The organism is Plantactinospora endophytica, from assembly GCF_016862915.1.
Taxonomy (GTDB): domain Bacteria; phylum Actinomycetota; class Actinomycetes; order Mycobacteriales; family Micromonosporaceae; genus Plantactinospora; species Plantactinospora endophytica.
Genome location: NZ_BONW01000013.1, coordinates 124,038 through 148,035, shown reverse-complemented (window position 1 = coordinate 148,035; position 23,998 = coordinate 124,038). Strand labels below are relative to the sequence as shown.

Genomic DNA, 23,998 nt, shown 5'->3' with positions numbered 1-23,998 from the left:
TGATCCTCCAGGATGCTCGGGGCGCGTCAACAATAGAACAGGAACCGCTCAAAGTCTGTAGTCTTCCTCCCACACTTTGGTGCTAGGGTCTCAGGCCATGAGGATCGCGGCCTTCCCCAAGGGCGACTTGGAAGCGATGGTCGTCCGCCGCAGCAAGACCGTCTTCGACTGGATCGAGGACGCGCGCACGCTCGGCGTCGACGGGCTCGAGTTGCACACCGGTTTTCTCTGGTCCGACGAGGCCGGCTACCTCGCCGAGGTCGCCGACGCCATCGCCGGGGCCGGCTTCGAGATGCCGATGATGTGCGCATCGCCCGACTTCACCCACCCCGACCCCGACACCCGGGCCCGTGAGATCGAGGCCCAGGCCTCGTACATGCGGACGACCGCGCTGCTCGGCGGCCCCGGCGCCACCTGCCGGGTGCTGAGCGGCCAGGCGCACCCCACGGTGCCGGTCGAGCAGGGCCTCGACTGGGCCGCCGGGGCGATCAACGAACTCATCCCACTCGCCGCCGAACTGCGGATCACGCTCGCCGTCGAGAACCACTACAAGGCGAGCACCTGGGCCTACCCGGAGTTCGCCCAGCGGCCCGAGGTGTTCCATGCACTGCTCGGCCGCATCGACGAGCGGGTGCACTTCGGTGTGCAGTACGACCCGTCCAACGCCCTCGTCGCCGGCGCCGACCCGGTCGAGTTCCTGCGTACCGTCATCGACCGGGTGGTCACCATGCAGGCCTCGGACCGCTTCGTCGAGCCCGGCGTCGACCTCGACGACCTCCGGTCGGCCGACGGCACCATCGGCTACTCCCCCGCCCTCAAACACGGTGTGATCGGCCAGGGTCTCAACGACTACCCGGGGATCTTCACCGTCCTGGTCGAGGCCGGCTACGACGGCTGGATCAGCATCGAGGACGGCGTCAACGGCATCGACGAACTGCGTGCCTCGGCGGTCTTCCTCCGGGAGGCTCGCGACCGCTGGTTCGGCGGCTCGACCGCCGTCAGGGTCCGGAACCACGACGCGGCCCGGCTGGCGGCCGCGGGCACCCCCTCGGGAGAAGGAGCAACCACAGCATGAGCCACTCGATCCGCGGCCTGCGGCGCGAGGACCTGACCCATGGCATCGTCCAGGTCTCGCTCGACCTGAAGAACCTCGACGACGGGCTGCGGATGGCCGCCATCGCGGCCGAGGCCGGCGCCGACTGGCTGGAGATCGGCACCCCGCTACTGCTCGCCGAGGGCACCCGGGCGGTGCGCGCGCTGCGTAGGGAATACCCCGACCATCCGCTGATCGCGGATCTGAAGATCATGGATGGCGGGTACGGCGAGGCCGCGCTCTACGCCGAGGCCGGCGCGGACGCGGTCGTCGTGATGGGCCGGGCGCACGACGCGACCATCCAACGGGTCTGCGAGGCCGGCGCCGACTTCGGGCTCCTCGTCATGGGTGACGACATGGCCGCCGACGACCGGATCGCCGAGGCGAAGCGGCTCGAGAACCTCGGCGTCGGCATGGTCCTGCACCACATCGGCCACGACCATCGCAACATGCACCGCGAGTTGGGCCTCTCCCCGCTGACCGACCTGCCGGGCATCGTCGCCGCCACCACCATCCCGGTGCAGGCCGTCGGCGGGCTCTCCATCGACCAGGCGGTGAGCTGCCCGACGATCGGAGCCGGCGTCGTCGTGTTCGGCGCCCCGCTCGCCATCGACGACGAGACCTCGTTCACGATCCCGGAGGGCGACCTTCCCGCCGTACTCGGCGACGCCATCGCCCGCGTCCACGCGACGCCGGTGAACCGGTGAACCTGCGTCAACCCGAACCGCGCGGCGCTTCCGTACCGCGTCCGATCCTGCGGTCCGCCGAACCGCAAGGGGAGGTTGGTTCTCCGACGCTCTTCCGGGGTCTGCACCACGCCACCTTCACCATGCCGGTCGGGACCGAGGACCGGGCCCGCGCCTTCTACGCGGGCGTCCTCGGCCTGACCGAGATCCCCAAGCCGGCGACCATGCGGCCGATCGGCTGCTGGTTCCGCACCGGCGCGCTGGAGATCCACGGCCTGCCCGACGCCGACTTCCACCCCAACCGGCTCGGGCATCCGGCGATCCTCGTCGACAACCTCGACGCGCTCGCCGCCCGGCTGTCCGCACACGGCGTCGGCGTCGAGCCCGACGACCGCTTTCCGGGGCACCGACGCTTCCACACGTACGACTTCTTCGGCAACCAGCTCGAGTTCCTTCAGCCGCACACATCGATCTGAAGAGGCGCGATGTCCACCCACCCCGTCACCCTGTTCACCGCCCAGTGGGCCGACCTGCCGTTCGAGGAGGTGTGCCGGCTCGCCTCGGAGTGGGGCTTCGACGGGCTGGAGATCGCCTGCAAGTCGCAACACCTCGACGTCGACCGCGCGCTCACCGACGACGCCTACCTCCGGTCCATCCGTGACCTCCTCGACCGGCACAACCTCGGCGTGTGGACGCTGTCCAACCACGCACAGGGCCAGGTGGTCTGCGACGACCCGCTCGACTTCCGGCACCAGAACATCGTCGGCAGCCGCACCTGGGGCGACGGCGACCCCGAGGGCGTCCGAGCCCGGGCCTCCGAGCAGATGAAGAAGACCGCGATCGTCGCCCGCAAGCTGGGCGCCGGCGTGGTCACCGGTTTCACCGGCTCGAAAATCTGGCGCTACGTCGCCATGTACCCGCCGGTGCCCGAATCGGTCATCGACGACGGCTACGCCGACTTCGCCGCCCGCTGGAACCCGATCATGGACGTCTTCGACTCGGAGGGCGTGCGCTTCGCGCTGGAGGTCCACCCGAGCGAGATCGCCTACGACTACTGGACCACCCACCGCGCCCTGGAAGCCATCGACCGGCGCGAGGCGTTCGGCATCAACTGGGACCCGAGCCACATGATGTGGCAGGACATCGACCCGGCCAACTTCATCGTCGACTTCGCCGACCGCATCTACCACGTCGACTGCAAGGACACCCGGATCCGCAACCGCGACGGCCGCGTCGGTCGCCTCGGTTCCCACCTGCCGTGGGGGCACCCACGTCGCGGCTGGGACTTCGTTTCGGCAGGCCAGGGCGACGTCCCGTTCGAGGACGCGTTCCGCGCGCTGGAGTCGATCGGCTACACCGGCCCCATCTCGATCGAGTGGGAGGACGCGCGGATGAGCCGCCTCGACGGCGCCCCACGGGCGTTGGCGTTCGTCCGGTCCCTGCTCTGGGACCCGCCGCACGCGAGATTCGACCAGGCATTCACCCAGCGCTGACCGGCGCCGGCCGCCGGCCGCCGGTCAAGGAGAAGTGGCCGTGCATTGGTGATCAACCACGGCCATTTCTCCTCGCACCGCACAGTCTGTCGATGGCCGGTGCGGGCATCCACCCGATCGGCGTCCCGAGCGGCCGTGCGCAAGCGCGTCACATCCGTCGAGGTGCTACCCGGAACTGGGGATCGACCGGCGACGCGCGGGCGTCTCGCCGTGACCGCTGCGGTTGGGATGAATCGCCCGGTGCGACGGTCCGTAGCTGGGCTGCGAGTGGCCTGTTGGTCGTCGGGCAAGCGCTGTGGGTGGTCCAGCCTCCGGCTGTCAGGAACTTCAGCAGCGGTGGACAGAGCCAGCCGTGGATGCCGGATCTTGTGAGGGCTTCGATGTTGGCCCGGTGCCCGGTTCTTGGCGTGCTGCCCCTCGTCGGCGATCGGGCGGTGTGTGGCCTCAGTGTGAGGTGGCCTCGATGATGGCGTCGAGCATCGTCCGGGCGGTGTGCAACTCGGCGATGGACCTGCTGATCCGGTCGCGTTCACGGCGCAGGTCGGTCAAGAGGTCGGGACATGCCGCGGCCAGGCCGTTGCCGGTGTCGGCCGTACAGGGCAGCACGTCGGCGATGGTGGTGGTGTTGAGTCCGGCGGCGAGCAGGGTGCGGATGCGTCGCACCTGTTCCACGTCGGCGTCGCCGTACTCGCGGTATCCGCTCGGTCGCCGAACTGGCCGCAGTAGGCCCTGCTCCTCGTAGTAGCGCAACAGCCGTTGGTTGACGCCGGTTCGTCGAGCCAGTTCCCCGATACGCACGGCACTCTCCACTTGACTCTCACATCGATGTCAAAGTCTAGCTTTACCTAACAGAGATCACGCGGCCACGCGGGTCCCATGATCAGTGGAGGACTTCATGAACCAGCGAACGGGCGCCCGGGTGACGGTGATAGGGCTAAGCCCGCGAGGCGCGGCACTGGCCCGCGCCTTGGCGGCGGCTGGTGGTGCCGTCACGGTGTGGGACGAGGCCGGCACCCTGTCCGAGGCGCCGCCTGCCGAGGACGTCTCCCGGGCCGACTCGTTGCAGGCGGCCTTCACCGCCGCATCCCTGATCCTCGTCTGCGTCGACGACTACGACAGCGTCCAGCGCATCCTTCGCCGAGCAGACCCGTATGTCACCTCCGCCGACGTGGTCAACCTGACATCGGGAACGAGTGCCCAGGCCGAGCAGGTCGCCGCCTGGATGGACGCCCGGGGCGGCCACTACCTCGACGGTGCGTTGATGGCCCATCCCGAGCATGTCGGCAGACCGGAGACGGTGCTGGTCTACAGCGGCTCGCACGAGGTGTTCGAGCGTCACGAGGCATCGCTCAGGCACCTGGGCGCCGCCACCTACCTGGGCGCGGCCCCTGGCACCGCCGCCCTCTACGACATGGCGATGCTCAACCTCGCCTGGGCCACCCTGATCGGCTTCTTGCAGACCGCCGCGCTTCTCGGCACCGCCCAGGTCCCGGCCACCACCGTGGCGCCACTTCTGACCCGCTGGCTGGCCGCCACCGTCACAGAGGTGATCACCGACTACGCACAGCAGATCGATGATCGGCACTACCCGGGCGACGAGGAATGGCTCGAACTGGACGCCCCACTCATGGACCACCTCATCGAAGCCGCACGGGCCTGCGGCATCGATTCCTCCCTTCCCGCACTCATCAAGTCACTGACCAACCAGGGCATCGCAGCCGGCCACGGGAAGGACAGTTTCGCCAGCCTGTTCGAGGTCATCCGCGGCTGACCTCGCCCCACCCGCGAGCGCCGACATCAGCAGGCCAAGGACTTCACACGTCAAGCTGTACCTGTCTGTGCACCAAGGCTGGTACGCCGACAGCGGGCGCCTCGCCGGGCACCCGCTCGCCGTCGACGAACGACAGGTGCTCGACAGTTACGCGGCCGTCGTCTCCAGGTGGGCACGGACCGCGGCGGCGACCTCCGCCGTGCTGGCGCTTCCACCGATGTCACGGGTACGGGCGCCGCCCGCCAACGCCGCCTCGAAAGCGGCGACGAGGTCGGTGGCCGCATCGGGGTGCCCGAGGGCGTCGAGCATCAGCGCACCGCTCCAGATCTGGCCGATCGGGTTGGCGATCCCCTGCCCGGCGATGTCCGGCGCGGAGCCGTGCACCGGTTCGAACATCGACGGGTGTCGGCCGTCGGGGTTGAGGTTGGCGCTGGGCGCGCAGCCGATCGAACCGGTGATCGCGCCGGCGAGGTCGGAGAGGATGTCGCCGAAGAGGTTCGACGCCACGATCACGTCGTAGCGGTGCGGCCGCAGCACCAGGCTCGCGGCGAGCGCGTCGATCAGCTCGCTGTCGGTCGTCACGTCGGGGAAGCCGGCGAGTACGCCACGCACGACCTCGTCCCAGAACGGCATCGTGTGGACGATGCCGTTGCTCTTGGTCGCCGAGGTGAGCCGACCGGCGTGCCCGGCGGCGCGTCGGTCGGCCGCGAGCCGGGCCGCATACCGGGCGACCCGGGTGATCCCACGCTTCGTGAAGATCGACTCCTGGATCGCGACCTCGTCCTCGGTGCCCCGGTAGAGCCGGCCCCCGACCTCGGAGTACTCGCCCTCGTTGTTCTCCCGGACGATCACGATGTCCACCGGTTCGGTGCCGGCGAGCGGCGACGACACGCCGGGCAGGCTGCGTACGGGTCGGAGGTTGACGTACTGCTCGAAGCGTCGCCGGATCGGGATCAGCAGCCCCCACAGCGTCTCGACGTCGGGGATGTCCGGCACGCCGACCGCGCCGAGGAAGATCGCGTCGTGCTCGGCGAGCCGGTCGAGTCCGTCGACCGGCATCATCCGGCCGTGCGAGCGGTAGTAGTCGGAGCCCCAGTCGAGCTGGTGCCAGTCGAAGACGATGTCGTGGCGTTCGGCGACGACGTCGAGGCACTCGATGGCGGCCGGTACGACCTCCTGCCCGATGCCGTCGCCGGCGATGACCGCGATCCGGTACCGCGCCGTGGCGGCGCCCGCCGCACCGGGCCCGCCGCCGGCCGTGCCGGACCCGCCCTCGACCAGCCTCGCCCCGCTCACGGCGTCTCCCACACCACGTCGCCCCGGTCCGACTTCGTCGGTACGGTGACGACCTCGACATCCTGTTGTTCGAGCATCCGGCGGTGCTCGTCGGAGATCCCGTCGTCCACGGTGACGACGTCGATCGGTTCCCAGCCACAGATCTTGACCATCGCCGAGGTGAAGAACTTCGACGAGTCGGCGAGCAGCACCACCCGGTCGGCGACCTCGATCAGTGCCCGCTTGGTGATCGCATCGAACCCGTTGCCGCAGAACGCGCCCCGGTCGCCGATGCCACTGGCGGCGAGGAACAGCGTCTCCACCTGGAGGTTCGCGATCGCGGCGAGGGTCGCCGGCCCGTCGAAGGACAGCGACTCGGAGTGCAGCAGGCCACCGAGGCACATGACCTCGACGCCGGGGTTGCCGATGAGGCTGGAGACGACCGGGAACGAGTGGGTGACCACCGTGAGGGAACGGTCGGTGGGTAGCAGCTCGGCGACCTGGTGGCCGGTGGTGCCGGCGTCGATCGCGACGACCGACCCCGGGCTGACCATCTCGATGGCCCGCAGCGCGATCGCGCGTTTCGCGTCGGCCATCTTGGTGTCACGCAGCCGGTAGTCGCTGCCCTCCATGTCCTGCTTCGTCAGGGAGCCGACGCCGCCCCGGAACCCGCGCGCCCGGCCCTGCTCGACCAGGCGCAGCACGTCGCGGCGGATCGTCATCTCGGAGACGTCGAACGCCTTGGAGAGTTCGGCGATCGTGCAGTAGCCGTGCTCGGTGATGAACTGCACGAGCCGCTCGCGCCGCTCAGGTGCCGAGGTGTACCTGAAGCTCTCTTCGACGGTGCTCATCTCGTGTTCTCCCCAGTCCAACGTCCGCCGGTCCACTGCTGACGCCCGGTTGCCTACTGACACTAGGATCCCTGGACCTGTGCCACGATCCGAGCGAGGGTGCGCAGCCGCTCGGCGGCGCGCACCTCCAGCGCGGTGTCCGTGTCGGGTTCGGCGACCGTGTCGGCCCAGACGGCGCGGCCGGCGAGGAAGCCCTGCGCACCGCCGAGGCAGGCTTCGCGAAGCGCCGCGGCGAAGTCGGCCGCTTCGACACCGTTGGAGAGCACCACCCACGGCACCGGGACCAGCTCGGTCATCCGCTCGGCGTGCTCGCGGACCCGGGAGACGTCGCCGGGGACGTACCCGGGCACCTCGGCCTTGTAGATGGATCCGCCCAGCGGGGCGATCTCGCGGGCGGCGTCGAGGATGCCCTCGTGCCGTGCCGCTACGCTCGTCCACACCTCGCCGTCGGCCGGCCGGGCGATCGCCTCGACCAGGCTGGCGACGCCGGCGTCGCGGGCGACGTCGAGGAACGACTCGACCAGCTCGGCCCGGGCGGCGGCCTCGCCGTCGGGGCGCCAGATCAGCAGCAGTTTGATCGCGTCGGCACCGACCTGGCGGACGAAGTCGGGGGTGACCAGCGGGTCGAGCGAGGTCCCGACCACGCCTTCACCCGGCGGCTGGTGCAGGACGTCGGCGGCGAGGATCAGCCGGCAGCCCGGACTGATCGTCTCGGGTCGCGCGTCGGTGACCGCGTAGGGGCGGTCGAGCAGCACGGCGGACGCGAACGGCGACAGGGTACGGGTGGCGATGGTCTTGAAGTGGCGCAGCGCGCTGTCGTCGGCTTCTCTGCCGTCGACGAGCGGGAACATCCGGCGCAGGGATTCGCGTTGGTCGAGGGCGAGCATGGCGAAGCCGCCCTCGGCCGTCCGGAGCGGCGCGACCAACTCGCCGGTCGCGTGGTCCGCCGTCACCTGGTTACCAGACATGGTTCTCCGTTCGTGCGCTCGTGCCCGCCGGGTCATGTTCGCTCCGGCGGGCCGACATCGTTGTGCATCGGGTGTTCGTGGTGGACTCGGTGCTGGTGGGTCGGCCGGGGTCGGCCGGGCCGTGGGTCTCGCCGGGGTGCGTGCCCAGGAACTGCCGGGCCTCGGCCGCGTCGGGGATGCCGCTCTGACCGTCGAGCGCCCGACACGACAGGGCGGCGACGGCGTTCGCCCACGCGGCCGCGTCCGTGAGCGGCCGGCCCTCGACGAGGCCGGCCAGGAGCGCACCGTGGAAGACGTCGCCGGCGCCGATTGTCGAGCCGGAGGAGGACAGCGTCGGGACGGCGACCGGCGGCACGAGCCGCGCCGCGCCGTCGACTAGGACGTGGCTGCCGTGGGCGCCGTCGGTGGCCACGACCTGCCGTGCCCCGGCAGCCGCAGCGGCCCTCATCGCCGCCGCGACATCGCCGCCATCGCCGTCGGAGTCGGTCGGGGACACCGGGAACACCGCCCGCAGCGCCGACACCGACGGGGCGTAGAGCTCCACACCACGCAGATCGAGCCCGGCGATCGGGTTGCCGCCGTCGACGCTGACCATTACCTCCGCGCGCCGGTGCGCGGGAGCGTCGGCGATGGCGGCGCGCACGCTGCCGTACCCGGTCTGGTCGACGTGCAACCACCGGGCGGCGTGCGTCGGCACGGAGGCCGGGTCCGGCGGCGCGGAGGGGCTCGTGATGATCATCCGCTCCCCGGTCGTGCGGGTGACGACCACGACGCTGCTGGCGGTGGCCGTGCCCGGCCGGGTCGTCAACCAGTGGGTGTCGACGCCGGCGTCGTCCAGCAGTGCGCGGGCCCGTTCGCCGTCCTCGTCGTCGCCGACGACGCCGCAGAAGCCGACGGGTACGCCGAGCCGGGCGAGCGCGACCGCCGCGGTCGCCGCAGGACCGCCGCCGGCCACCGTGAACGGGGCGGCGACGACGCGGCCGTCCGGCCCGGGCACCCGGTCGACGACGGCGATGGTGTCGATGGTGACCACGCCGACGCACACGACCTCGAGCGGCATGGCTACTTCACCGCGCCCGCGGTGAGGCCGGCCACCAGATAGCGCTGCAACAGCATGAAGCCGGCGACGATCGGCGCGCTGACGACCAGCGCCGCGGCCATCACCTGGTTCCAGTAGACGTTGGTCTCGTTGGCGTAGCTCTGTAGGCCGATCGACAGCGTGCGGGACGCGCTGTTGGTCAGTTGCGAGGCGAAGAGGATCTCGCCCCACGCCGTCATGAACGAGTAGACGGCGACCGCGATGACACCGGGCCGGGCGCTGGGCAGAACGATCCGGAACAGGGCGCCGAGCGCGGAGGCGCCGTCGACCCGGGCCGACTCGTCGAGGTCTCGCGGGATCCCGTTGAAATAGCTGGCCAGCATCCAGATGGAGAAGGGCAGGGTGAACGTCAGATAGGTGATGATCAGCCCGAGCCGGGTCTGGTAGACGGCCGTGAAGCCCAGACTCTTGTCGATGTTGACGAACACCAGGAACAGCGGCAGCAGAAAGAGCACGCCGGGGAACATCTGCGTCGAGAGCACGACTCCGGCGAACGCGCCGCGTCCGCGGAAGGCATAGCGCGAGATGGCGTACGACGCGAAGATCGCTATCAGCACGCTGAACGCGGTCGCGGACGTGGTGACGATCAGGCTGTTCACGAAGTATTCCGCGAGCGGCACCGTCGACCAGATGTCGACGAACGGCGAGAACGTCAGGTTCGACGGCCACCACTCGAACGCGCCCTGCACGTCGCGCAGCGGTTTGAGGGCCGAGGTGACCATCACATAGAGCGGCAGGACCGTGAAGATCGCGAGCGGGATCAACACGAGCCAGCGGAAAACCCGGAACGAGGTCTGCTCACGCATTGCGGGTCACCTTCCTGTTCCACAGCGCCCACAGGCCGGCGACGAGAACCAAGAACAGCATCAGGAGTACGGACATCGCCGAGCCGAGGCCGAAGTTCCAGCTGATGAACGAGCTGTTGTAGATGTGCATCGTCATCAGGTTGGCCGAATCGGGCGGCGTCGCACCGAAGAGCACGAACGGGGTGTTGAACTCCCGGAACGTCCACAGGAACAACAGCAGCAGCAGGGTGGCGTTGACGGGGCGCATCATGCCGAACGTGATGTGCCGGATCTGCTGCCAGGTGTTGGCGCCGTCGATCGCCGCGGCCTCGTAGACGTCCTCGGTGATGACCTGCATGCCGGCCATCGTCATCAGGAACGCGAACGGCCACTGCTGCCAGATCGAGACGATCACGAGCGAGACGAAGGCGTTGCCGCCGATCAGCCAGAACGCGCGCTCGTCGGAGATGTGCAGGGTGGTCAGCAGCTCGTTGAGCAGGCCGTTGTCGCGCTGGAGCACGAACTTCCAGGTGATGATCCCGGCGTAGGCGGGCAGCGCGTAAGGGATGAGGAACAGGGTACGCAGCAGGCCGCGACCGCGACGGAACCGTTGCAGGGCCAGCGCGGCCGACATCCCGAACGTGAACGAGATGCCGACGACGAGGAGGGTGAACACGAGCGTGCGGCCGAACGACTCGAGCAGTTGTACGCCGAGCGGTCCGGAGAAGTCCAGCGCCACGTCGTAGTTGTCCAGACCGGCGAAGGGCGCCTCGCCCCAGTTGGTGATGAAGAACTGGGTCAGCTCGACGAAACTCATCCAGATGCCGACGACCATCGGGATGACGTGGATCAGCAACTCCAGCGCGATGGCCGGGAGGATGAGCAGGTAAGGCGTCGAGCGCCGCCAGGTGAACCACTTGCGCGGCGCGGGCGCCGGGGCCTTGTGCTGCGACCTGACCAGGCGGAGCCGCCGGGCCGGCCGCTTCGGGAGCGTCACGGACATCGTTGCTCTCCTCGGCTCCGACGCCGACCCGGGGGTGCGGGGGCGGCGTCGGAGCCTCGTTGTGCGGGACAGGGACGGGTCGGTACTTCGGCTTGCCTCGCTCTGTCTCCTCGCCCCTACTTCGGCGCGGAGGCCATCTTCTGCTGGGCCTTCTCCAGCGCGGCCCTGATGTCGGCCTCGGAGACCTGCGAACCGGTGGCGGCCTTGGCTATCAGGCCGACGACCGCACTGCCGACGCTGGCCTGGAATGCCTGGATGCCCGGGATCAGCGGGAGCGGCTTGGCCTGCTCGGCGAGGACCTTCTCGAACGCCTCGGTCTTCTCCGGCTCGTCGCTGATCGCCGACTCGACGCCCTGGACGGCGGGCAGCGACTTGTACGCCTTGTTGAGAATCGCCTGCTCCTCGTCGCTCGTCATGAACTTGACGAACTCGATGGCCTCGTCGAGATGCTTGGTGTTCTTGAAGATCGAGATGTTGGACCCGGCGACGAAGCTGCCGATCTTGGTCTTGCCCGCAGGCGCCGGGATCGGCACGATGCCGTACTCGTCGGGCTTCATGCCGTTCTGGGCCAGGGTGTTGATGCCGGAGGTCTGCGCGAAGTACATTGCCGCGTTGCCCCGGGCGAACTCACCCGCAGCCTGCGCGACCTCGGCGAACTGCGCGGAGCTCGGGTTGACGACCTTGTCGCGGCTCATGAGGTCGACGTACTGCCTGACGCCGTCGATCATGCCCTGTGAGGTGAACGTGGGTTTGCCGCTAGCGTCGAACGCCGAGCCCCCGTTCTGCTCGCTGAAGATGTACGAGAAGTGCATGCTCGCGTTCACCGTCGCGCCGGGGATCACCACGCCCCACTTGTTCTGGTCCGGCTTGGTGAGCTTCTGCGCGGCCGAGACCATCTCCTCCCAGGTGGTCGGAGGCTGGAGGCCGGCGTCGGCGAACTGCTTCTTGTTGTAGTAGAGCGCGTAGACCTGGCTGTAGAGCGGCAGCGAGGTCGGCGGCTCGCCGGGCTTGCCGGAGGTGGCGAAGGCGGTGCCCACGAAGTGGTCCTTGCCACCGAGCTTGGTCAGCGCGGCGTCGTCGAACTTGTAGAAGGCGCCGGTGGACTGGAACGTCACGGCGTTGGTGTTGCCGATGTTGACCACGTCCGGGCCCTGGCCGCTGACGGCGGCCGCGAGCGTGTTGTTGGTCAGGTCGGACCACGGGACGACCTCGAGCTTGACCTTGATGCCCGTCTTCGCGGTGAACTTCTCCAGCTCGGGCGTGAGGATCTCTTTATCGTTGTCCAGGCTCGCGCCCTGGTTGCTGGCCCAATAGGTGAGGGTGACCCCGGCACCGCCGGAGTCGGCGTCACCACTAGAACATGCCGCCAGGGTGGCAGCGAGAAGGACGGCAGACACCCCTGCCGCGAGGGGACGAGTCTTCATTGCACGACTCCCTTGGTGGGGGTGGGCGAGGAGGGGGACTTCCTGGTCCCGCCCGGGTGAGTGGTGCCATTTGAACACCGACCCAAGGTTGGTGTCAACGAAACATCTTTTGAGTCTTTACGCTCAACGCCCGACCGCCTGACCAGGGGCGACCGCTGCGGGCATGTGCGTGGTCAGCCAAACCTGTGTCCCGGGTACCGGGGATGGAGTGGCGCCCGGATCAGCTACGACCGGATCGAATCGCTCACCGTGAGTAATTAGCAGCGTCTCGCCCGGCTCCGAGTCGGTCGCGACGGGCGGCACTTCACCACCGTCCGCGATGACGCGAAGGCTGTCGGTGAGATGGGCGGCTGCTCGGCCGGCTCCGGGCCACCGGCAGCCCCTGCGAACCGCGTCTGATCCGTCGGCGCCCCTCGGCGACGAGGCGGACTTCACCTCGACCTCGGACGGATCCACCGCGAGCGTCATGCCGCCCGCGACTGTCCCGCCTCCGGCAAGGTCGGGTCGATCATCTGTCCGCGTGGTGCGGGCACACGGATCGCGGACAGGCCCCGGGCCTGCCCGCCATCCGCGCCGCTCACTCGCCGGGCACCGCTCCGTCAGGGCCGGAGCACGACCAGCTTCTCCTGGAGAAGGTCCGCGATCGCATACTTCACGCCCTCGCGCCCCTGGCCCGATCCCTTGACCCCGCCGTACGGCATGTGGTCGGCCCGAAACGAGGGCGGCATGTTCACCAGGACGCTTCCTGCCTGCGCCTTCTTCGCGTACTCCAGAGACGTGGCGAGGCTGCGGGTGTAGATGGCCGTGTTGAGGCCGTAGCCCGTCGCGTTCACCTCGTCGATCGCCTGCGCCACGGAGTCGACGACGATGACGCTGACGACCGGCCCGAACGCCTCCTCGCACAGCAGGGGACTGTCCCGAGGCACGTCGACCAGCACCGTCGGCGCCAGAAGACGGTCCGTCACGTCCCCGCCGACGGCAAGGCGGGCGCCCGCTTGCTCTGCCGCGGTCATCCAGTTCAGCAGGCGCTCGGCGGCGTCCCTGTTGACCAGCGGTCCGACGACGGTGCGCTCGTCACGTGGGTCACCGTAGTCAGCGTCGGCGAACGACCGGACGAGTGCGGATATGAACCGGTCGGCCACCGGCCGCTCGACATAGACGCGTTGCAACGAGACGCAGGCCTGTCCGGAGCCGCTGAGCGCGGCCGTGGTGGCGTCGGGGACGGCGCGATCGAGGTCCGCGTCGGCGGCCACGACCATCGCGGTGTTCGAGCCGAGTTCCAGTACGTGCAGCTTCCGGGGAGACTGCGACTTCAACCGCCATCCCACGGCGGAGGACCCGGTGAAGCTGACCACGGCCACGCGATCGTCGTGCAGCCACGCGTCGACAATCTCGGACGGGGGGCCGGTGACGAGATTGAGCCACCCGGCCGGCAGCCCGGCGCGCTCGAACAGCCTGACCATCAATCCGGCGGTCAGCGGCGCGTGCTCCGACGGCTTCAGCACCACGGCGCAGCCGGCGGCCAGCGCCGGACCGACCTTGTGCAGGACCAGGTTGAGCGGAAAGTTGAACGGCGTGATGGCGGCGACGATGCCGCGGGGGCAGGGCACGGTGAAGGCGAACGTCCCCCCACCGGCCTCGACCGCATCGAGCGGCACGGTCTCACCCGGCAGGCGTCCGGCCTCCTCTGCCGAAAGACGCGCGGTGACGACGGCCCGCGCCACCTCGGCCCGGGACGCGGTGATCGGCTTGCCCAGTTCGGCCGTGATCAGGCTGGCCAGCTCGTCAGCGTGCTCCTCGACGAGCCGGCTCACGTCGGCGAGGATCCGCGCGCGGGCGTACGGCGGCAGCCCTTTCCGCATCGCGTCTTCCGCGGCGTCGACGGCTGCGGTGGCATGTTGCTTCGTCGCGACGGACACGGTTCCGAGCTCCGTGCCGGTCCACTTGTCCGAGACTGTCCAGCGTTCGGCAGTGTCCTGCCACACCCCTGCGACGTACAGTGCTTGATGCTGCATCTTGTCCTCTTCTGGTGCCGACGTCTTTCTGGTGCCGACGTCAGGCATCCGCGTCGGTGGCGAGCTTGTTGATGTTGTGGATGACGAAGGGTTCGACTGCCGAGCCTGGCCAGTGCCGTCACCCGCAGTGATCGCGATCAGAGCCGTCGTACCTCACCTGCCGTCGGGCGTGCTCGCGCTTCGTCGACCACCACGCCGAGGTCGGCGAGCGACCCGCGATCGCCGTCGGACAGGCCGTCGTCCACGACGAACCGATCCGGTACCTGCCAGTCGCAGATGCGGACTCGCGCGGACTTCGAGAACTTCGACGAGTCCGCGATGAGGACGACGGTTTCCGACACCTCGATGAGCGCACGCTTGGTGATGGCATCGAACCCGTTGGCGCAGAGGGCACCACGTTCGTTGAGCGCGCTGGCGGCGAGGAAGAGCGTGTCGATGTGCAGCTCGGAGATGGCGGCGAGCGTCGCCGGTCCGGAGAACGACATCGATTCGCTGTGCAGGGTCCCACCCAGACACTCGAGCTCGACGCCCGGGTTCATGGCCAGGGCGGAAACCACGGGGAGTGACTGCGTCACCACCTTGAGGCCCATTGCCGGGGAGAGCAGCGAGGCCAGCTGGTTCGCCGTCGTCCCGGCGTCGATTGCGATCACCGAACCCGGCTCGACCAGCTCCAGTGCGCGTTCGGCGATCGCGCGCTTCGCGGCAGCCATGCTGAGGTCACGCGCGCGGTAGTCACTTCCGAGCAGATCTGCGGGCGACAGTGCTGCTGCGCCACCGTGAAACGCGCGCAACCGCCCCCGGTCGACCAGGTAGGCGATGTCACGCCGGATCGTCATCTCCGAGACGCCGAAGCGTCGAGCGAGCTCGGAGATCGTGCAGTAGCCCTGCTCGACGACGACCTGGGTAAGAAGGTCGCGTCGTTCCGCCATCGGCGCGTGGGACAGTCGACCATCGCCTACTGACACGTCCTCGCTCCTCCGGCCGCGACCCGGGACGTCCTCGCGGTCGAGTTCTGCGCGTACGAACGCACCGGCCATGTCAGCGCACCGGTGCGGTGATGTCGGAGCCCGTTGAGCCCACACAGATCACATCCAGCATGGCGCTTTGTCCTCTTTACCCCGAGTGTCGCACGGATAGATGTGATAGTTCAAACATCAGATGTTTACATTAGCACAGGCCCCGACTAGCGTAGGCCCGACATCGAACACTCGGGGAGAGGAGAAGGGCATGCGGAACGAAGGCCAGGACGGGCCTTCACGGACCGGTCCCCCGATCCCCGACGGCCTCGCCGCCGGACCGAAGAGGCTCGTCGGCCAGGACAACCGCCAGGGACTCAGCGTCAACAGACAGCAGTCGTGCCAAGCCACCGCCGGGCGAGCCCGCATCCCCGATGCAGGACCCACCCGGCCACCCCCACCTGAAGGATGATGCGATGCGGGCGCTTCTCGTCACACGGTCCGGAGTCGGCTCGGTGGAGGAGGTGGACCCGCCGGTGCCGGCGGCCGGCCAGGTGGTCGTCGACATCGCGCTTACCGGAATCTGCGGCACCGACGCCGCGCTGTTCCACGGGAACGAGGCCCGCATTCGTCACGCCCGGAGCAGCTACCCGCTGCGGCTCGGCCACGAGTGGTGCGGCGTGGTGTGCGCGCTCGGTGACGGCGTGGACCGGTCGTGGTTGGGTCAGCGGGTCACCGGTGACACCATGATCGGCTGCGGTCGCTGTGCACGCTGCCGGGATGGCCGGCACCACGTGTGCGACGACCGGTACGAAATCGGCGTACGCAGGGACTGGCCGGGCGCGCTCGCCGAACAGTTGCTGGTACCCGTCGAGGCGCTGCGCCCCCTGCCGCCGAGCGTCACCGACCAGATGGGCGCGATGGTCGAGCCGGGCGGCAATGCGTACCGGGCCGTGGCCGCGAGCGGCGTGACCGAGGGGCAACGCCTTCTCATCCTCGGCCCCGGCACCATCGGCCTCCTCTGCGCCCAGTTCGGGCTGACCAACGGGGCCGAGGTGCACGTGCTCGGCCGCACAGCGGCTTCCCTGGAACTGGCCCGGAGCCTCGGCGTGCACGGGGCGTGGACCCAGGACATCCTGCCGGACCGGCCGTGGGACGCCGTGATCGACGCTACCGACTCGGCCCGGATGCCGCAGGCGGCCGTCGATCTCGTCGAGCCCGGGCGGCGGGTGGTGCTGATCGGCGTCTCCACCGACCCCAGCACGATCGACACCAGGACCGTCCTGCGGAAGGACCTCAGGGTGATCGGTCTCCTCGGCGCCTCGCTCGGCCTCGTTCCGACGATCACGGCGTATGCGGAGGGCCGGGTCGATCCCACGCCGCTCGTCGGGTCGATCATCGGTCTCGACGAGGTTCCGGCGACCTTGTCCGGCTGGGCGGCCACGACAGAGCGGGTCCGTCCCAAGATCCTTGTCGATCCTCGTCGTTGAGCGGAGCCAGCCGCCCTCGGCTGGCTTCCGAACCGGGACAACTGTGAGCTGCAAGCGCGTCACACGCGCGGTGAGGAATCTTCGATGGTGATGGCGGAGCAGATAACGGAACCGCTCGCCTACCACGCCGAGGGCGCCGTTTGGTGCGCCGGCTGGGGCGGCCTCAAATGGGTCGACATGCTGGCTGGTGCGGTGCTGTCCCTGGACGCCGCCACCGGCGCCGTGACGCGCCAGAACATCGGGTCCCCCGTGGCGGCGATGGTGCGGCCACGCACCAACGGCGGCTTCGTCGTTGTCACGGAGCGTGAGTTCACCCTCTGGGAGAACGATGTCCGGGTCTGGACGAGCGCACCGGTCTGGCCGAACGCCCGATGCCGGTTCAACGAGGGCGGCTGCGACCCCGACGGCGCGATCATCTGCGGCTCCCTGTCGTACACCCGCGACAGCGGGGCGGGCGAGGTCTTCCGGATGCGGCCGGACAGGACCGTCGAACGGCTCTTCGCTGGCGTCACCGTCTCCAACGGGCTGGGGTTCACCGGTGACGGCCGTCAGATGTACTACGTGGACTCCAGAACGCGCCGGGTGGACATCCTCGACGTTGACGGTGCCCGCCTGACCGACCGCCGACCGTTCGTGTCCATTCCGGACGGCATGGGCAACCCCGACGGTTTGTGGGTGGACGAGCACGACGGCATCTGGGTCGCGCTGTACGGAGGATCTGCGGTTCACCACTACGATTCCGGTGGCACGCTTCAGGACGTGATCGAGCTGCCGGTGCGTCAGGTGACCTCCTGCACTCTCGGCGGCGACAAGCTGGACACCCTGTTCGTCACCACCTCGCGCGAGCATCTCCCACCCGGGGAGCAGCCGCAGGCGGGTGCCGTCTTCGCCGCCCATGTCGGCGTGCGAGGACTTCCGGTTCTTCCGTTCACCGGATGACGTGACACAGCAGGACGAGCGGCGATCACGGTCAGAGTCCGGCTGAACCCTGGTTGGGCGGGACGGAGGTGAACCACACTTCCGCGTACGCGTCGAGGTCCGTGCGGCCACGGCCTCGGGATGCGGGTGGATGTCGGCGGATTCCAGGAACTTGCCGAACCGGTCCGTCGCCTCGATCTGCGATTCCCGGCCGGAGAACTCGCAGCGGCACGCCGGGAACACCTGATAGGTGACATCGGAGAGTCGGTCTCACAACCGGCCGGATACCCCTACCCTGCGGCCGCTCTGGGCCGCCCCGACTGCCGGTAGGACGGCTCCGGCCTCACGCCTGCCCGGCTGCGCTCGTTCCCCGCCAGATCGCCCCGGGCCGGCTGGTCGAACAGCGGCGCGACGACTCAAGCACCGCACCGGCCGGGCGCCTGTTGTCGATGGTGGCGTCGGCGCTTCTCAAGGCTTCCAGCCCGGCAGCGACGCGGTCCGCCCGGACCCGATCATGTACGGGTCCGGGCCGCCGTCGACGCTGAACCGGAACCAGTACACGGTGTCGGCGGTCAGGCCGTCGATGGTCACCTGTCCGTAGCGCTCCGGCCCGGACACCGCCTCGGACACCGGATCCCGCCACTGCTGGGCGTCCTCACGGCTGACAAAGAGGCTGACGGTGACCGGCGGGTTGTAGCCGCATGGCGGGCCCAGGAAGATGAAGTAGCTGACCGTCAGGCTCGTGGCGGTTACCGATGACACCCCACCGCTGAGCGGCAACACCGGCGGGCACGTCGGCATTGGCGGCGGCGTCGACGACGCGCCGGCCCTGGCTGACGATGTCACGGGAGACGCCCCTGCGCTGCCCACCCCACCGACGACCAGCCCGGCCAGAGCCAGGCCCGCGCCGGCGAGCACAACGCTGAACCTGTGCAGCATCCGTACCTCCATATGCAGCTTGTCGGCGGCGGCCTGCCCGACCTGGGACGGCCTCGCCCGACGATATATGGAAGTTTACCAATGGATGCGTGGACAACGGGCCCGACGGATTTCACTGCGGATCTCCCGGCAACAACCGACAAACACGGCCCTGTCCGCGCTTCCCCAGGGCGTGGCCAACTCGATCATGCCTGTCCGTCCGACACCGAGCCGACAGCGGCCCCGTTCCCCGCTTCCGCACCATTCCCGACCCCGCCGCTCAGCAGGTCCGCGCGCCGTCCCGGCGACATCACAGCATGCCTATATTTCGACTGCGGCCACTCTCGGCCAAATGGCCGTGGGCGCCGCGCCACTCGCCACGTCCATACCTGCCGAACGTCGGGGGGTCGCACCCGTCCCGCGACGAGCCCGCCCTTCGCGAAACGCCCAACCGGTACCCACGACAACCTTGACCACCTGCACGCCGCAGCCCCCGCGACCTGGTCGTAGCGCCCGAGCGTCCGCGTGGCACTCCTGGCCGATCGGCCGCGCGGATCGCGGGCAGATGGTCGGTCAGGACGCGGGCGTACGCCGCCAGGACGTCCGTGGAACGCTCGACCTGCTCCCACGACCGTTCCCGCGTTTCGGCGTGCAGTGGCGCGCGTCACGTCGTGTCAGCTCTGGGCGTTCGGCGGTGTCTTGAGGGCATGACTGAGCACGACACACGTCACAGGGTCACCGTCATCGGCGGTGGTTATGCCGGAACGCTCGCGGCAAACCATCTGCGGATGCGCGCCGACGTCGACATCACACTCGTCAATCCCTGGCCGGACTTCGTCGAACGGGTGCGGCTGCACCAGTTCGTGGCCGGCACCGGAGATGCCACGATCGACTACGGCACGCTGCTCGGCGAAGGCATCCAGTTGGTGGTCGACAGCGCCACACGCATCGACACCGCCGCCCGCGTGGTGCGGTTGGCGTCGGGCCGTGCACTGAGCTACGACTATGTCATCTACGCGGTCGGCAGCACCGCGACGATATCCTCGTCGGTGCCTGGTGCGGCCGAGTTCGCTTTCCCCGTCGCCGAGTTCGAGGCTGCGCGGCGGCTCCGCGCCAGGCTGGCGGAGTTGCCCGTCGACGCTCCGGTCACCGTGGTCGGCGGCGGGCTGACCGGCGTCGAGACGGCTGCCGAGCTGGCCGAGCAGGGACGTACGGTCACCCTGGTGTGTGGAGGAACCCTGGTGTCGTCATGGAGTGCGCCGGGTCGCCGATACGTCGCCAGGTGGCTGTCCCGGCACGGTGTCACTGTGCTCGAAGCCGACGTGGTAACCGAAGTCGGGCCGGATGCGGTCGTCCTCGCGGACGGTGCGGTGCGGTCGAGCGCTCTGACCATCTGGGCGACCGGTTTCGGCGTGCCAGGGCTGGCGGCCGAGAGTGGGTTGCGCACCGACACGCTCGGCCGGCTGCTCACCGACGAGACGTTGGCCAGTGTCGACGACGACCGGGTGGTGGCCGCCGGCGACGCCGCGGCACCGTCGGACCAGCCGCTGAGGATGAGCTGCCAGGCCGCCGGGGCGCTGGGTGCCCAGGCCGCCAACACCGTACTGAGTCACATCGCGGGGACCCCGCCGGCGGTGATCGACCAGGCCCTCACGGGATCGTGCGTCAGCCTCGGCCGGCACGCCGCCGTGCGACAGCTCGCCCGCAGGGACGACACTGCGGTGAACCTCTACGTCGGCGGCCGCCTGGGCGCCGCGATCAAGGAGTTCACCTGCAAGGTCGGGGTGTCGAGGATCCGTCGCGAGGCCCGCAAGCCGGGTTCCGCGGTCTGGGTCAGAGGCGGTCGGCGGCTGGAGCAGTCGGCCTCCGCTGCGCGGGCGGTCACGTTCCCGTGACGACCGACGAGCATGCCGAGCGGTTCACCCTGTTGCGGCCGCTGCTGTTCACGATCGTCTACGAGATACTTGGCTCGGCCACCGAATCGGACGACGTGTTGCAGGACAGCTATCTGCGGTGGGCCGAGGTGGACCTCGCGACGGTGCGGGACACCAGGTCGTACCTGGCGCGGCTGGTGACCCGTCAGGCGCTCAACGCGTTGCGGGCGAGCGCGCGCCGTCGCGAGGACTACGTCGGCCCGTGGCTGCCCGAGCCGCTGCTGCTTGACGACAACGACCCGTCGGCCGATGTGGTACTCGCCGAGTCGGTGTCGATGGCGATGCTCGTACTGCTCGAGACGCTCAGCCCGGACGAGCGGGCGGTGTTCGTGCTGCGCGAGGTGTTCGGCTTCGACTACGACGACATCGCCGCATCGGTAGGCAAGTCCGTGACGGCGGTGCACCAGGTGGCGCACCGCGCGCGAGCGCACGTGCAGGCGCGACGCAGGCGATTCCAGCCCGTCGACGCCGCGAAGACCGCGCAGGTCACCGAGGAGTTCATGACCGCGGCGGCCACCGGTGACATGGCAGGGCTGCTCACCCTGCTCGCGCCGAACGTCACCTGGACCGCCGACAGCGGAGGCAAGGCCACTGCGGCGCGCCGGCCGATGGTCGGCGCTCAGAAGGTGGCCACCCTCCTCATGGACCTCTTCCGGACAAGCGGGCAGATGCCGGGCATGCAGATCCAGACGGCCAACTGCAACAACACGCCCGCGCTGGTCGCCCACATCGGCGGCGACCAGCCTGAAGGTGTACTCCTGATGCAGATCATCGACGGGAAGATCACCAACTTCTACGCCATCCGCAACCCGGACAAACTCGTCGCAATGACGGTCGTACGGCAGATCAGCCGCTAAGGAGCCGACAAGCCACCGGTCCCGCCTCGGCAAGGCTCTCAGTGTCGTCCACCGCTGTTTCAACGGCGATCCGTCGGCGCTGCCGTTCGCCGACGACACCACTTTCGCCATCGTCGTCTCTGACATCAATGCGGCGGCTGCCCGGTGTGCGGAAACCGTGCCGCCGTCAATCCCGACAAGCTTTCCATCTTGACTGAACACCGAGGAATCCCATGCTGCGAAAAATAGTGACCTTGCCCAGCGGCAGGATTGCGAAATGGGCCATCGTGGCCGTCTGGGTCGCCCTGCTCGTGCCGGCCTTCGTGTTGGCCGGCAAACTGGGCGACGTCGAGAAGAACGATAATTCGGCCTGGCTGCCCAGCAACGCGGAGGCGACCACGGTCATCGAGCAGGCCAAGAAGTTCCAGCCCGCCGAGACCCTGCCCGCGATCGTGATCTACGACCGGCCCGAGGGCGTCACCCCGGCCGACATGGCCAAGGCCCAAGCCGACGCCGAAGCCTTCAAGGGCATCGAGAAGGTCGTGGGACAGCCACAGGGCCCATTGAAGTCCCAGGACGGCAAAGCAATCCAGACCGTGGTCCAGATTGACGACGGTACCGATGGCTGGGACGGGGCCAACAAGGCCGTCGGCGCGATGACCGAGATCGGTGAACGGAACGCCAACGGTCTCGGTTTCCACGTCACCGGACCAGCCGGTTACGCATCCGATTCCATAACGGCCTTCAGCGGAGAGGGCGCCCTCGGGATGATCACGGCGTTGGTGGTGGTCGTCATCCTGCTGTTCACCTACCGCAGTCCGTTCCTGCCACTGCTGCCGTTACTGACGGCGGGCGGCGCCCTGGTCGCGGCGGAAGCAGTGATCTACCTGCTGGCGAAGAACGCGGGGCTCACCGTCAACACGCAGACCAGCCTCGTTCTGACCGTACTGGTGTTCGGCGCCGCCACCGACTACGCGCTACTGCTCATCTCGCGGTACCGGGAGGAGTTGCGGCGGCACAAGGACCGGCACGAGGCGATGGCGGAGGCGTTGTACCGATCCAGTCCCGCGATCATCGCCAGCGCCGCGACCGTCGCGGTCAGCCTGCTGGTGCTGCTGCTGGCGAGTCTCAACTCCACAAAAGGGCTCGGCCCGGCCTGTGCCATCGGTATCGCCATCGGGCTGCTCGCGATGCTCACCCTGATGCCGGCCCTGCTGGTCATCTGCGGCCGCTGGATCTTCTGGCCGGTGAAGCCGTCGTTCGGCGCGGTGGTGACGGCCAAGGACGGCATCTGGACGCGGATCGGCACCGCCATCTCGCGCCGGCCGCGGATCGTGTGGGTCGGCACCGCGCTCGTCCTCGGCGTCATGGCGATCGGGGTGACGGGGCTCAAGGCCGATGGGATCCCGAGCAAGGGCCAGTTCACCAACGAGCCGCAGGCGGTCGTCGGCGAGGAGATCAAGTCCCGGCACTTTCCCGCAGGATCGGGTGACCCCATCTACGTCGTGGCCAACGCCACCTCGGCGGAGCAGGTCACGACCGTGCTGTCCCGCGTCCCAGGGATCGCCGACGTCGCGACGCCGATGATCAAGGATGGTGACGTCTTCGTCCTCGGGACGCTTGAGAACCCTCCCGGCAGCAAGGCTGCGATGCGCACCGTCGAGCAGGCCAGAACCGCAGTCCACAAGATCGAAGGTGCGGATGCCCGGCTCGGCGGCAGCACGGCGATCGCACTCGACACACAACAATCAGCCGCCCGCGACGCCAAGGTGATCATCCCCGCCGTACTGATCGTGGTCTTCCTCGTCCTCGCGCTGCTGCTACGGGCGATCGTCGCGCCGTTGCTGCTCATGGCGACCGTGGTGCTGTCCTTCGGAGCGGCCCTCGGCGTGAGCGCGCTGATGTTCAACCACGTGTTCGACTTCGCCGGAGCGGACGCGAACTTCCCACTCCTGGTGTTCGTGTTCCTCGTCGCCCTGGGCATCGACTACAACATCTTCCTCGTCACCCGGGTACGGGAAGACGCACAACTGCACGGCACCCGACACGGGGCGCGGACCGGACTATCCGCCACCGGCGGCGTGATCACCTCGGCGGGACTGGTGCTGGCCGGTACCTTCGCAGCGCTGGGATCACTGCCGTTGGTCTTCGCCGCGCAGCTAGGTTTCACGGTGGCGTTCGGCGTACTGCTTGACACCATGATCGTCCGCTCGGTGCTGGTCACCGCCCTGACCGTCGATGTGGGTCGATGGATGTGGTGGCCCAGCAAACTGTCCAAACACCACGACCCCCAACCGCCGACAGTCAAGTCCAACCCCGAACCGGCGCTCACCGGCGCGACCAGCTGACTACCTCCCGCCACGGGCCTCCGGTTGGCGCCGGAAGGCCCGTGGCGCAAGGTGACGCCGCTTGGGAAGGCTGGCCCCCGTCAGGTGAGGCTCGTTGAGGACGGTGGTGGCGAACGGTTGTCACGACGGACGGGC

21 protein-coding genes are annotated in these 23,998 nt (G+C 68.9%); 10 read left to right on the top strand and 11 right to left on the bottom strand.

Annotation, left to right across the window (positions count from 1 at the left end; translation table 11 throughout):
- Positions 1 to 97 precede the first annotated feature (97 nt).
- From Pen02_RS13660 to Pen02_RS13645, 4 genes are read left to right on the top strand one after another with little or no spacing between them, the layout of a single operon-like run.
- Positions 98 to 1,075, top strand: a complete 978-nt coding sequence (locus Pen02_RS13660; protein WP_203866373.1) for a sugar phosphate isomerase/epimerase family protein — start codon at positions 98 to 100, stop codon at positions 1,073 to 1,075.
- Entirely contained in the window at positions 1,072 to 1,800 is a 729-nt protein-coding gene (locus Pen02_RS13655) for an orotidine 5'-phosphate decarboxylase / HUMPS family protein (protein WP_203866372.1), read from the top strand. The genes Pen02_RS13660 and Pen02_RS13655 overlap by 4 nt, the downstream gene beginning before the upstream one ends.
- Positions 1,797 to 2,255, top strand: coding sequence for a VOC family protein (locus Pen02_RS13650; RefSeq protein WP_239140624.1), 459 nt, complete (start codon positions 1,797 to 1,799; stop codon positions 2,253 to 2,255). Before Pen02_RS13655 ends, Pen02_RS13650 begins: the two co-directional genes overlap by 4 nt.
- Positions 2,256 to 2,264: 9 nt before the next feature.
- Positions 2,265 to 3,272 carry a sugar phosphate isomerase/epimerase family protein gene (locus Pen02_RS13645; RefSeq protein ID WP_203866371.1) on the top strand — a complete coding sequence of 336 codons (1,008 nt, stop codon included), beginning with the start codon at positions 2,265 to 2,267 and terminating at the stop codon, positions 3,270 to 3,272.
- A 444-nt stretch (positions 3,273 to 3,716) separates the two neighbouring features.
- Here the strand turns inward: Pen02_RS13645 and Pen02_RS13640 are convergent, their stop codons facing one another.
- Complete coding sequence (locus Pen02_RS13640; protein ID WP_203866370.1) at positions 3,717 to 4,070, bottom strand: MerR family transcriptional regulator; 354 nt, start codon at positions 4,068 to 4,070, stop codon at positions 3,717 to 3,719.
- Between the two features lie 97 nt (positions 4,071 to 4,167).
- Between Pen02_RS13640 and Pen02_RS13635 the strand changes: the two genes are divergently transcribed.
- The gene (locus Pen02_RS13635; RefSeq protein ID WP_203866369.1) at positions 4,168 to 5,043 is read left to right on the top strand and encodes an NAD(P)-dependent oxidoreductase; all 876 of its coding nucleotides are present in this window, start codon (positions 4,168 to 4,170) and stop codon (positions 5,041 to 5,043) included.
- A 147-nt stretch (positions 5,044 to 5,190) separates the two neighbouring features.
- Here the strand turns inward: Pen02_RS13635 and Pen02_RS13630 are convergent, their stop codons facing one another.
- The 9 genes from Pen02_RS13630 to Pen02_RS13590 all read right to left on the bottom strand — a co-directional run bounded on the left by Pen02_RS13630 (position 5,191) and on the right by Pen02_RS13590 (position 15,500).
- Positions 5,191 to 6,252 (bottom strand): tartrate dehydrogenase, encoded by a 1,062-nt coding sequence (locus Pen02_RS13630; protein WP_372445612.1) that lies wholly within the window; start codon positions 6,250 to 6,252, stop codon positions 5,191 to 5,193.
- A gap of 83 nt (positions 6,253 to 6,335) precedes the next feature.
- On the bottom strand, positions 6,336 to 7,169 hold the full coding sequence (locus Pen02_RS13625; RefSeq protein ID WP_203866368.1) for a DeoR/GlpR family DNA-binding transcription regulator: 834 nt from the start codon (positions 7,167 to 7,169) through the stop codon (positions 6,336 to 6,338).
- A 62-nt stretch (positions 7,170 to 7,231) separates the two neighbouring features.
- Positions 7,232 to 8,137, bottom strand: a complete 906-nt coding sequence (locus tag Pen02_RS13620) for a hypothetical protein (protein WP_203866367.1) — start codon at positions 8,135 to 8,137, stop codon at positions 7,232 to 7,234.
- A complete protein-coding gene (locus Pen02_RS13615) occupies positions 8,127 to 9,197 on the bottom strand; it encodes a carbohydrate kinase family protein (protein ID WP_203866366.1) in 1,071 nt (356 codons plus the stop codon). The genes Pen02_RS13620 and Pen02_RS13615 overlap by 11 nt, the downstream gene beginning before the upstream one ends.
- 2 nt (positions 9,198 to 9,199) lie before the next feature.
- The gene (locus Pen02_RS13610) at positions 9,200 to 10,042 is read right to left on the bottom strand and encodes a carbohydrate ABC transporter permease (RefSeq protein ID WP_203866365.1); all 843 of its coding nucleotides are present in this window, start codon (positions 10,040 to 10,042) and stop codon (positions 9,200 to 9,202) included.
- Positions 10,035 to 11,024, bottom strand: coding sequence for a carbohydrate ABC transporter permease (locus tag Pen02_RS13605; RefSeq protein ID WP_203866364.1), 990 nt, complete (start codon positions 11,022 to 11,024; stop codon positions 10,035 to 10,037). Before Pen02_RS13605 ends, Pen02_RS13610 begins: the two co-directional genes overlap by 8 nt.
- Positions 11,025 to 11,140: 116 nt before the next feature.
- On the bottom strand, positions 11,141 to 12,448 hold the full coding sequence (locus Pen02_RS13600; protein ID WP_203866363.1) for an ABC transporter substrate-binding protein: 1,308 nt from the start codon (positions 12,446 to 12,448) through the stop codon (positions 11,141 to 11,143).
- Positions 12,449 to 13,047: 599 nt separating this feature from the next.
- The gene (locus Pen02_RS13595) at positions 13,048 to 14,511 is read right to left on the bottom strand and encodes an aldehyde dehydrogenase family protein (protein ID WP_203866362.1); all 1,464 of its coding nucleotides are present in this window, start codon (positions 14,509 to 14,511) and stop codon (positions 13,048 to 13,050) included.
- An 89-nt stretch (positions 14,512 to 14,600) separates the two neighbouring features.
- Positions 14,601 to 15,500: a DeoR/GlpR family DNA-binding transcription regulator gene (locus Pen02_RS13590; protein ID WP_203866361.1), complete on the bottom strand. Its 900-nt coding sequence runs from the start codon at positions 15,498 to 15,500 to the stop codon at positions 14,601 to 14,603.
- A gap of 395 nt (positions 15,501 to 15,895) precedes the next feature.
- Here Pen02_RS13590 and Pen02_RS13585 point away from each other — a divergent pair, with 395 nt between their 5' ends.
- The gene (locus Pen02_RS13585; RefSeq protein WP_203866360.1) at positions 15,896 to 16,909 is read left to right on the top strand and encodes a zinc-dependent alcohol dehydrogenase; all 1,014 of its coding nucleotides are present in this window, start codon (positions 15,896 to 15,898) and stop codon (positions 16,907 to 16,909) included.
- A gap of 84 nt (positions 16,910 to 16,993) precedes the next feature.
- A complete protein-coding gene (locus Pen02_RS13580) occupies positions 16,994 to 17,848 on the top strand; it encodes an SMP-30/gluconolactonase/LRE family protein (RefSeq protein WP_203866359.1) in 855 nt (284 codons plus the stop codon).
- Positions 17,849 to 18,295: 447 nt separating this feature from the next.
- Here Pen02_RS13580 and Pen02_RS13575 read toward each other — a convergent pair whose 3' ends face one another.
- On the bottom strand, positions 18,296 to 18,745 hold the full coding sequence (locus Pen02_RS13575; RefSeq protein ID WP_203866358.1) for an alkaline phosphatase D family protein: 450 nt from the start codon (positions 18,743 to 18,745) through the stop codon (positions 18,296 to 18,298).
- 605 nt (positions 18,746 to 19,350) lie between these two features.
- Here Pen02_RS13575 and Pen02_RS13570 point away from each other — a divergent pair.
- The 3 genes from Pen02_RS13570 (at position 19,351) to Pen02_RS13560 (ending at position 23,863) form a co-directional block, all read left to right on the top strand.
- Positions 19,351 to 20,640, top strand: a complete 1,290-nt coding sequence (locus Pen02_RS13570; protein ID WP_239140621.1) for an NAD(P)/FAD-dependent oxidoreductase — start codon at positions 19,351 to 19,353, stop codon at positions 20,638 to 20,640.
- Positions 20,637 to 21,536, top strand: a complete 900-nt coding sequence (gene sigJ, locus Pen02_RS13565; RefSeq protein ID WP_203866357.1) for an RNA polymerase sigma factor SigJ — start codon at positions 20,637 to 20,639, stop codon at positions 21,534 to 21,536. The genes Pen02_RS13570 and sigJ overlap by 4 nt, the downstream gene beginning before the upstream one ends.
- A gap of 227 nt (positions 21,537 to 21,763) precedes the next feature.
- Positions 21,764 to 23,863 carry an MMPL family transporter gene (locus Pen02_RS13560; protein ID WP_372445611.1) on the top strand — a complete coding sequence of 700 codons (2,100 nt, stop codon included), beginning with the start codon at positions 21,764 to 21,766 and terminating at the stop codon, positions 23,861 to 23,863.
- The last annotated feature ends 135 nt before the right edge of the window (positions 23,864 to 23,998 follow it).